Origin of the sequence: Actinoplanes sichuanensis (assembly GCF_033097365.1) — a bacterium.
Taxonomy (GTDB): domain Bacteria; phylum Actinomycetota; class Actinomycetes; order Mycobacteriales; family Micromonosporaceae; genus Actinoplanes; species Actinoplanes sichuanensis.
Window position 1 is genome coordinate 1,685,987 of record NZ_AP028461.1, and the last position, 11,796, is coordinate 1,697,782.

The 11,796-nt window shown below is 66.0% G+C and carries 1 protein-coding gene; it reads left to right on the forward strand.

Annotated elements, in window-relative coordinates:
* The first annotated feature begins 80 nt into the window (after positions 1 to 80).
* Entirely contained in the window at positions 81 to 11,552 is an 11,472-nt protein-coding gene (locus Q0Z83_RS07360; protein ID WP_317793048.1) for a ricin-type beta-trefoil lectin domain protein, read from the forward strand.
* Positions 11,553 to 11,796: the final 244 nt, after the last annotated feature.

An 11,796-nucleotide genomic window follows, 5' to 3' on the forward strand; every position in this document is an offset into this window, starting at 1 on the left:
CTGCCGCGGCATCCATGAAGTTGCTGTGAGAATCGGGGATCGCGATGCTGCGGGGGATCGCTGGCGCTACCGCTTTGGCTGTGGCGCTGTCGCTCGGTGTGCCACCGGAGGTTGTTCCGGAGGGTGGTGGCTGGCCGGTGGCCGGGCTGCTGTCTCCGTTCCGGCAGGTTGCGGCGCTGGGTGCGGTGACTGGTCTGCCTGAGCAGAAGCTCGGTGCGGGTACCGGTGACGACCACTATGTGGCGACGGACGAGACCCAGGCTGAGGGTGGCGCCGGGCGTGCGCCGGGCCGTGGCAAGGGCGCCGTCGACCCGGCTCTTCCCGCCGAGCCCGCGGCGAAGAGGTTCACGACGCCGCCGCTGCCGGGTGGCGAGAACAGCTTCGACCCGGTGACCAGTGAGCGGCTGCCGGAGAAGTCGACGGCGACGTACACCGAGTTCGAGAACGAGGATGGGTCGATCACCCGCCAGATTCACGACTCGCGGGTCAACTATCGGGCCGCTGACGGCTCCTACCAGCCGATCGACACGTCGCTGACCCGTAACGGCGACCGTCTCGACGCGGGCGCCAACTCGATCGACGTGAGCCTGAGCGCGGTCGGCACCGACGCCGTCGAGGAGCCGACGCCGACGCCGTCCGCAGCGGTCGAACCGACGTCCGAGGGCGACCCGCTCGCCTCGATCACCACGGCGTCCGGGCACACCATGGCCTATGACCTCGACGGCGCCGCCCCGGTGCAGGCCGTGCTCAACGGTGACACCGCCACGTACCCGGAGATCCTGCCGGGAACCGACCTGGAGCTGCGGTCGCTGAACGACGGTCTCAAGGAGACTTTGATCCTGAAGTCGCCGGCCGCGGGTAACGAATGGGTGTTCCCGCTCAAGCTCGACGGCCTCACGCCGAAGAGGCAGACCGACCGCTCGATCGACCTGGTCGCCGCGAACGGCGCCGTCGTGATGCGGATCCCGCCCGGCTACATGCAGGACTCGAAGGTCGACCCGAAGTCGGGCGCACCGGCCGAGTCGTCGGGCGTGCAGTACGAGCTGATCACCCGGGACGGTGGTCAGGCGCTGAAGGTGACCGCCGACGCGGCGTGGCTCAACGACCCGGCTCGGCAGTACCCGGTGCGGGTCGACCCGACGTCGACCTGGAAGACCGCCGACACCGGTGACGTCTTCGCCGACGACAGTACGTCCACCACCGACCACAACGGTGACAACCTGCCGGTCGGCACCTGGGACGGCGGCACCACCCGGTCGCGGTCGTTCATCCACTTCGACGACTTCGACAACGACGGCCTCAAGGGCACCCAGATCCGGTCGGCGAAGCTGGTCCTGTTCCACACCTGGTCCTACAACTGCTCAAGCTTCAAGCCGGTCAACATCCACCGGATCACCGAGCCGTGGACTGTGACGAGCCTGGCGAACAACGGGAAGCTCGCCGACGCCCCGACCTACTCGGCGCCGATCGGCCAGTTGCAGATCAACGACAACACCAAGGCATGCGGGAACACCGCGGGCAACCGTGGCGTCGGTGAATTTCGGGCGGCGTCGCTGCCGGTCACGACGTTCAACGGCTGGTCCAGCGGCACGATGCCGAACCTCGGTCTCGCGCTGACCGCGTCGGAGACCGATTCGACCGCGTTCAAGCGGTTCACCTCGGCCAACTACGGTGGCGCGGCGACCGACCCGTACCTGGAGCTGACCTACGACTACAACGTCGACGCCCAGGTCAACGAGCAGTACCCGGTGTACGGCGCGGCGGCGCAGACACTTCAGCCGGAACTGATCGCGGACGCACAGGACCCGGACAACTGGCCCAAGTCGCTGATGTACAGGTTCATCCTGTACAGCAAGGACGCCAAGACCGAGATCGCCAACTCCGGCAACTGGTCGACCAAGAAGTCGTGGACCGTGCCGGCCGGGAAGATGGTCTGGGGCGAGAGTTACTACTGGACCGTCATGGTGTCCGACGGCCTGACCAACAACGAGGACTATCTGTCCAAGCATCTGTTGGTGACACCGGTGCCGCAGCCGTCGATCACCTCGGGGCTGTCGCAGAACTCCGGTCAGGGCTTCGACCCGGTGATCGGCAACTACACCACGACGGTCCGCGACGCGATGGTCGCCACGGTCGGTCCGCCGCTGGAGATCTCCCGCGCCTACAACAGCATCGACCCGCGTTCGGACCAGGCGTTCGGCGCCGGATGGTCGAGCCTGCTCGACGCGAAGGCCGTGGTCAAGAGCGCGGCCATCGGTGGCACCGCGGTCGTCAACACCGTGGTGGTGACCTACCCGAACGGCCGCGAGATGGCGTTCGGACGCAACGCCAACGGCACCTGGTCTTCGCCGGCCGGGCTCGCCGCGTCCTTCACCGAGTTGACCGCCGACGCCGGCTACCGGCTGCGGGAGAAGGACGGCTCGGTCTACGAATACGCGCAGAAGGTCGCCGACGGACGCTTCGCGATCTCGTCGATCACCGACGTCTCCGGGCGCAAACAGAAGTTCACCTACACCGACAACGTCCTAACGACGATCACCGCGGCCTCCGGCCGCACCCTGACGTTCCAGTGGAACGCCACCGCGCCGAAGCGGGTCACCTCCGTCTCCACCGACCCGGCCACCCCCGGAAACACCGAGACGATCAACACCTGGACCTACGAGTACGCCGACGGCGCGCTGACCAAGGTGTGCCCACCGACCGGCACCACCGAATGCCGCACCTACCAGTACGAGACCACCAGATCTCTGTTCCCGACCGCGACGACCAACGCGCGACCGCACTCGTACTGGCGACTGGCCGAGACGAGCGGCGACAAGGCCTACAGCGAGATGCTGGAGAACGGCGGCACCGACGTCGCCACCCACACCGGCGTGACGCTCGGCCAGCCCGGCCCGCTGGCGGGCACGTCGGCGACCGCGGCCGGCTTCAACGGCACGTCGTCGCAGTTGCAGGTGCCGGCGAAACTCGCCAGCGACGCCACCAACCAGGCGATCAGCATGTGGTTCAAGACCGGCAGCGAGGGCGTGCTGTACGGCCAGTCCCTGGAGCCGACGAGCTCGACCGCGGCGACCACGCGGACCGCCTACAACCCGACGCTGTACATCGGCGCCGACGGCCGGCTCATGGGCGGTTTCCCCAAGGCGCCCAAACCCGGCACGACCCTGGGCACGCTCCTCGCCGCCGGCCAGGGACAGTGCCTGACCGTCCCCGGGAACACCTCGACCAACGGCACCGTCCTCGCCCTGGCCAACTGCTCGACCGCGGCGAACCAGGTCTTCTCCTGGGCCACGAATCAGCAGTTGCTGGTCACCACAGGCGGGGTGACCAAGTGCCTCGACACCGATGACCAGGGCGTCACCAACGGCGCCGACCTGATCATCAACAGCTGCAACGCCTCCTTCGCCACCCAGAAATGGGACGTGCAGGTGGACGGGCAGATCATCAACGTCGGGTCCAGCCTGTGCATGGACTCGGTCGGCGACGGCAGCCAGGCCGGCGCGGCGATGCAGATCTGGACATGCGGCAAGAACCGGCCGGTCGACCAGCTGTTCACCTACCGCAACCACACGCCGATGGAGTCGACGGCGACGGTCGCCAACAACAAGTGGCACCACGTGGTGCTGTCCGCCGCCGGCAACCGTCAGGAACTCTACGTCGACGGCGATCAGGTGGACTTCGAGAACGGTGTGACGGTTCAGGACCTGAGCCCGAACAGTTCGTACGTCGGCAAGGGCTTCGTCGGCGGCGGCTGGCCGAACCAGTCGCACGGCAACACGACGAGCAACGTCGGCACCCGTGACTACTTCGCCGGTTCGATCGCCGAGGTGGCGCTCTTCGAGAACGCCGTCGACGAGCGGCTGGTAAAGGACCTGTGGGCGGCGAAGTCCGAGGTCAAGCAGCTCACCCGGGTGGTACGCCCGTCCACGGCCGCCGCCTCGATCATCTCCTACGACGGCGTGACCGGCCGGGTCAGCCGGGTCGTCGACGGCAACGGCTCGGCCTGGGAACCCAAGGCCCCGGTCCTGGGTGGCACGTCGAAGGTGTACGAGAGCGCGGTCCTCGGTGGCGCGCCGACGAACTACTGGCGGATGGCCGAGAAGTACGGCGGCGTCGCCCAGGCGGTCAACCAGGTCAACGGAAGCACCGCCACCTACAACATGATCACCCTCGGATCGGCCGGTCCGTTCGGAACGGCGGGCACCGCCGCGGGCCTCAACGGCACCAGCTCCTTCGTCGAGCTGCCGTCCGGGTCAGCGCCGAAGGGCGACAACTCGGTGTCGATGTGGTTCAAGACCACCAGCACCAAGACTATGCTGCTCGGCCCCAAGTACTCTGCCTTCGCCACCCTCAACCGTCTCGAGATGCCGAGCCTCTGGATCACGGCGGACGGCAAGCTGCGAGGACTCTCGCCGTCGAAGTCGCCCACCGGCCCGATGAACTCGATCGGCATCGCCGGCAAGTGCATCGACGTCGACAACGGCAACACCAACGACGGAACAGCGATCCAGAGCTGGGCCTGCAACGGCAGCACCGCACAGAACCTGTCGCTGGTTCCCACCGACGCCGCCGCCAGCCGGTTCACCCTCCAGGTGCTCGGCAAGTGCGTCACCCCGAACGGTGCCGGCACCGCCAACGGCACCCTGCTCAAGCTGTGGACCTGCAACAACAGCGCCTCCCAGCAGTTCTACGCCTCGGCCGAGGCGCTCTACAACCCGTCCTCCGGTCGCTGCATCGACATCCCCGGCAGTTCCAAGACCAACGGCACCGACCTTCAGCTGTACGACTGCAACAGCACCGGAGCGCAGAAGTGGCTTCCGTCGCTGACCAGCAAGACCGCGGTCAACGACGACAAGTGGCACCACGTGGCGCTGACCACGGACGGCACGAACCAGGCCCTGTACGTCGACGGCGTGAAGACCCAGTCCTCGGCCGGCACCCGGGCCATGGACCCGGACCAGGAGCACACGTACACCGTCGGCGCCGGCTACATGGACCGGGCGAGCAGCAACTTCTACTACCTCACCTCCGAGGCCACCTCCTACTTCAAGGGCACCATCGGCGAGGTCGCGTTCTACGCCTCCGAACTCGACGCGAGCCAGGCGTCGTACCAGTTCAAGGCCCGCGACGCGGTCAAATCCGCCCCCTCGGGACAGATCGACTACACGATCCTCGGCCCCGACAACTCGTCGACCAGCACCATCCAGGACCTGATGTACGGCCGTAAGGTCGCCGACGTCGACGCGCTGACCAACGTCACCCGCTACGGCTACAGCGGCAAGGGCAACCTGCGCACGATCACCGACGCCAACGGCAACATGACGATCAACGAGCACGACGACCGTGGCAACGTGGTCTCGGCGACGAACTGTCAGGACCGGTCGGCGAACAACTGCTCCACGTCGTACTCCACGTACTACCTCAATACCGGCAACCCCGCCGACGTCCGCAACGACCGTCTGCTTCAGCAGCGCGGACCCGGCTCGGCGTCGGCCACCGACAACAAATACCTGACCACCTTCGAGTACGACGCCCGCGGCAACCGGACCAGCGAGATCGACCCACTGGGCCGGCGGACGTCGATCACCTACACCGACGGCGACAAGGCCGGCGGCTACCAGGGGGGCACCGCTCCGGCCGACCTGCCGTGGAAGATCGTCAAGCCCAACGGCGGCATGCAGACGATCCTGTACTACCCCAGCGGTGACATCGCGGAACAGACGGACCCGGCCGGTGCGGTGACCCGGTACGAGTACGACGGCCTCGGCCGAACCGTCAAGGAGTACGAGTACCTCGGCACGACCGACGGCGTCGACGACATCGGCTCGCAGACGCTGTTCGAGCACGACCGCCTGGACCGGGTCGTGAAGACGACCGACACCGAGGTCACCAACGAGATCTCCGGCGCCGTCCACCGGCCGGTCACCACTCTCGCGTACAACCTTGACGGTCTGTTGCTCTCCGAAAAGGTGTCCGACGAGCGCGGCGGCGACATGTCGCGCGAGGTGACCTACACCTACGATGCGTTCGGCCGACGTGACTCCGAGACCGACGAACGGGACTTCACGACGCGGTACGGGTACGACGCGTTCGGCCGGATGAACAAGCAGACCAATGCCGACGGCACGATCCAGCTGACCGAGTTCGACGCGGCCGGTAACGAGACGAAGACGTGGGTGCAGGATCCGGACGCCGAGAACGCGGACGACCGTAACCGGCTGATCCGTTCACTGGCGTACGACCCGGCGGGACGTCTGGCGTCCGAGACCGACGCGATGAAGTACGTGACCAAGTACACGTACACCGACAACAACCTGCTGGCCACGGTGACCAGGACGAACGGCTGCGACACGGCCGTGACTCCGGGCTGCACCCTGGAGTCGTACGTGCTGGAGAGCAACACCTACGACGAGGCCGGCAACCGCACCAAACAGGTCACCAACAACGGCCTGACCACCACTAACCACACCTACGACAATGTCGGGCGCGGAACGGCCGCGTCAGTGACCGTCACCGACACCGACGACACGGTCACCCCGGCCGTCACCACCACCGGCACCCGCACCACCAAGTACACCTACTCGGCCGACGACGACGTGGTGAACAGCCAGGTCATCGACGGCAGCACCGTGCTGCTGGAAGCCGACACCTCGTACGACCGGCTGGGCCGGGTCCACCAGCAGACCCGATATCTCAGCGGCGGCCTGAAGCCGACCGCGCGCTGGAAGATGAACCACTCGGGCACCACCGCCTCCGACTGGGTCGGCCGGTACAGCGCCACCTACCAGGGCGCCGCCACGTGGACCAGCGAGAACGGCGGGGCACTCTCGTTCCCCGGCACGGGGCCTGCCTATCTCTCGGCCCTCCCGCCGGTGGACACCCTGCGGCCGTTCACCATCACCGCCAAGGCCAAACTCGGCATCAAGGACGCCAACAGGTACGTGGCCTCGGTCTCCGGTGACATCGGCGATGACGCGATGCGCATCTTCTTCGACCGGGCCAACGACGCCTGGCGGATCGAGATGGCCGTACGCAAGCCGGACGGCACCACCACGACCGTGCAGAGCACCTACACCACCGGGTCCGCAGCCCTGTCGACCTGGCAGCAACTCGCCGTCGTCGCCACACCCGCCACCCGGGCCGGCGAGGCAAGCGTCGCGCAGCTCTACGTCGACGGTGTCGAGAAGGGCCGGATCTCGACCACCGAGTTCCAGTTCAACAACCGGGCTACCGGGCTGCTCATCGGCACCGCCAACCCGGACAGCGGAACGTTCGCCGGCCTGATCGGCGACATGCAGACCTATCAGAAGGCGCTGACCGCCACCGAGATCGGCCAGGTCGTCGCCGGCACCGCGCCGTCCACGTCGGCCTCGGTCAGCCGGACCACCTACGCGCTGTCCGCCGACGGCGCCGTCGACTCGGTGACCGACCCGAACGGCAACACCACCTACATCAAGAACGACGAGGTCGGCCGTCCGGTCGTCACCACCAGCCCGGCGTTCTACACGGTGGAGGGCGAGGGCTCGGTGGAGTCCGCGGTGTCGGTCAACCGGGTCGGTTACAACACCTTCGGTGAGGTGACCGAGCAGGAGGACCCGCGCAAGAAGGTCACGATCAACCGGTACGACGGTGTCGGCAACCTGGTCGAGACGCAGTCGCCGGCGTACACCGCCCCGGGCAGCACCGAGCCGGTCAAGGCCTTCAAGAAGGTCGAATACAACCAGGCCGGTCAGGTCGAGCTGACCATCGACCCGAACGGTGCGGAGACCGACTACGAGTATGACGTGCTCGGCCGGACCACCAAGATCACAACTCCGGACGGCGGGATCACCCGGTACGAGTACACGCCGAACGGTGACCTGCTCATGCACACCGACCCGAACGGCTCGGCGGTCGCCTCGACCTACGACTACCTCGGCCGGACCACCGACAGCACGTCGGCGGTGCGTCAGGACAGTGCCGGGTACACGACGAAGTACGAGTACACCAACAGCCCGTGGCCGACCAAGGTGACCAGCCCCGGCAACGTCGTCACCAGGGCGAAGTACAACAGCGTCGGCGAGCCGACGCAGGTGATCGACGCCGCGAACAACGTCACGAAGACGAAGTACGACGGCGCCGGCCGCCCGGTTCGGACCACCTCACCGGACGGATCCTTCACATCCGTGGTGTACGACTACGCAGGCCGGGCCGTGCGGTCGTCCGACTACGCGCCGGGTGGCACCACCGCTCTGCGTACCCGGACCCAGACCTACGACTACGCCGGCAACCTTCGTCTCACCACCGATGGTGTGGGCACCGAGAGGACCTTCTACTACAACGCTCTCGGGCTGCTGACCGAGCAGAACGAGCCGACCGGCTCCGATCCGAACACCGACATCGTCACGAAATTCGGGTACGACAAGGCCGGCAACCCGACCCGGTTCACCGACGGTCGCGGGAACAACTTCGTCACCACGTACAACTCGTGGGGCCTGGTCGAGTCGCAGATCGAACCGGCGACCACGAGCACGCCGAACGCGGCCGACCGTACCTTCAAGCTCGCCTACGACAAGGCCGGGCGGGTCACTCGCCTGGACTCGCCGGGCGGGGTGAGCGTCACGTCCGAGTACGACGTTATGGGCCGCCTGAAGAAGAGCTCCGGCACCGGTGCGCAGGTGGCGACCGCCGACAAGACCTACGACTACGACCTCGTCGGCCGGATGACCGCGTTCACCGGGTCGGCGGGCACCAACACCATCGCGTACGACGATCGCGGTCTGGTCAAGTCGATCAGCGGTGTCTCGGGGAACTCGTCCTACGAGTACAACAACGACGGCCTGCCCACCAAGCGGGTCGACGGCGCCGGGACGACCACCTACGGGTACGACAACGCCGGGCGGCCGGCGAGCGTGCAGAACACCGCGGCCGGCGTGAACATGACGTACGGCTACAACAACCTGTCGCAGGTCGAGACGATCGCCTACGGCGGTAACACCCGGACGTTGAAGTACGACAACCTGAAGCGCCTGGCCTCGGATGAGCTGAAGACATCGGCCGGGGTCAGTGTCGGCAAGCTCGCCTACGAGTGGAACCTCAACGACAGCCTGACCAAGAAGACCACCACCGGTTTCAACGGGGCTTCCACCAACACCTACAAGTACGACCTGGCCGACCGCCTGACCCAGTGGGACAACGGCGTCACCCCGGTGTTGTACGCCTACGACAAGTCGGGCAATCGGACCCAGGCCGGTACCAAGACGTTCGCCTACGACCAGCGCAACCAGCTGACGTCGGACTCGGACGGGACGACGTACCAGTACACGGCTCGCGGCACGCTGGCCTCCACGATGCAGAACGGCCAGACGGTGGAGACCGTCAACGACGCGTTCAACCAGGTGGTGACGCAGGGTTCCAAGAACGGTGGTCGCAGCACCTACAGCTATGACGGTCTGGGCCGGGTGATCCAGCCCAACCTGACCTATACCGGTCTGGGTAACGACGTGGCCGCTGACGGCAGCTCCGTCTACGTCCGTGACGTCGCCGACCAGCTGGTGGGTGTGAAGTCGGCAGCCGGTAACCGGTACGCCTGGACCGATACCCACACGGATGTGGTCGGTGAGTTCACGGCGACCGGGACGGTGTTGTCCGGTTCGGTGTCGTACGACCCGTGGGGCAAGGTGCTGGCTGCCGGTGGGATGACCGGCCGGTTGGGTTATCAGCAGGAGTGGACGGATCAGACGACCGGCAAGGTCAACATGTGGTCGCGCTGGTACGACCCGCAGACCGGCGCCTTCGACACCCGTGACACGGCCACCAACAGCCCGACACCGGCCTCGGGTGCGGCGAATCGGTTCGCGTATGCCGAGGGTGACCCGATGTCGAACACCGACACCACGGGCAACGCGGTCGACGGTAAGTGCGGTGAGTACGACTACGCCTGCGCCGTGAAGCAGTACCAGGCCGAGTTGGCCGTCTACACCGGTCAGGTAGAGCAGCGCGACCGGGACATGAAGGCGACCGGCGCTGAGATCGCCGCGCAGGAGGCGGAGTATCAGCGGGCGGTGGCGGAGAGCCAGACGTCGCTGCTGGACATCCTCTTGCAGGTTGGTGTCGGCATGCTGCTGGACATGATCGGCTACAACTCGGTGGTCGGTTGTCTGGGCGGCAGCATCTTCGACTGTGTCGACCTGGCGATGAGCGCTCTCGGTCCGATCAAGGCGTTGAAGATCGGCCGTTCGTTGTTCAACGCGGCCGACCGTGCGTTGACGGGTTACCGCACGTGGAAGCGCATCGTGGACGGTGCGCAGACGGTGATGCGGCGTTCGCAGGACTTGATGAACCAGGCGCGTAAGCACCTGAACGACATCATGCAGAAGGTCCCGAAGAAGCCGAAGCCGCCGAAGAAGAAGGTCAAGCCCCCGGCGAAGAAGAAGCCCAAGCCCAAGCCGAAGCCCGAACCCAAACCGAAGCCGGCAAAGCAGTCCAAGCCACAGAAGCCGAAGACGGAGCCCAAGAAGGAGAAGAAGCCCAGCGAGACCAAGGCCGCCAAGCCGAAGTCGCAGAACAGCCAGCCTTCGAAGCGTCAGTCCGACGACGCCAGGCCTGATCAGAAGGCGGACGAGGGCAACCGCCCGGAACCGGCCCGGCGTGGCTGCAAGGGAACGGCCGGTATTCCGGTGCCGGGAAAGAAGCACAGCTTCGATCCGGACACCCTGGTCCTCATGGCTGACGGCTCCGCTAGGCCGATCTCTGAGATCAACCCTGGTGATGAGGTTCTGGCCAAGGACCCCCTGACCGGTGCGGAAGGGGCGCGACCGGTAACGCTGCTGCATGCCAACCGTGACGTCGAGCTGACTGACGTCACCGTGTCGGACCAGCCGACGGCAGTTGATGGCAAGTCGGTAAACGAGGGCAAGGGTGACCGGACCACTCGCGGCCCAACCGAGCCGGCGGTGCTCGCGACGACGGCTCACCACCCGTTCTGGGACGCCACCACCGGCGCCTGGATCGACGCGGCCGACCTGGTCGCGGGCGAATCCACGCTGGTCGGCCCGGACGGCCAGATCCAATATGTCACCGAAGTCAGGAACTTCACCGGCTCGAAGGTGATGCGTGACCTCACCGTCGACGACATCCACACCTATTTCGTCGTCGCCCAGGAAACACCGATCCTCGTCCATAACTGCAATGACTCGGCGCACGAGGACGACTGCTACTGCGATTACGGGGACACTCCCAAGCCGCGGCAGGACGCTCTGAGTGATGACCTCTGGGATCAAGGCGACAGTGCGGTCGTCGAGCCGCCGGCTGTGAAACGGGATACCCACGGCGTGCTCGCGGCGGGCGACGACGGAAAGGATGAGAGTGATCTCCTGGATATCATCAATAACCCGGACCGCAGGTTACGGCAGGCTAGTGACAATGCTGCGGTATATATTAGGGATCTCGCGCAGGGCCGCTTCTATGCGGTCATTCGCCGAGCGGACGACGGCGGTCCAGTGACCAGTTTCGAACTCTCGAAGAATTCGTTGCTTAATAGGATTAAGACAAGCAGATGGATCGATGACTGACGACAGTAAAAATCCGACATGCTGTTTCTGCTTCGAGGTGATCCGTGTCGAGGACGATGAGCATGCGATGCGAATTCGCTTGGATCAACTGCTAGGACTGGGTCACAAGCAGCAGATGTACACACATTCGACATGCCTGAGGGAGAGACTTTACGACGGCATCGAGGTCTGGTGGGAATGACGGGACCGCTCGGCTGAGCCGACGGAGCCTGGGCTCGAGGCAGCTCAGGCGATGAGGGTCCGG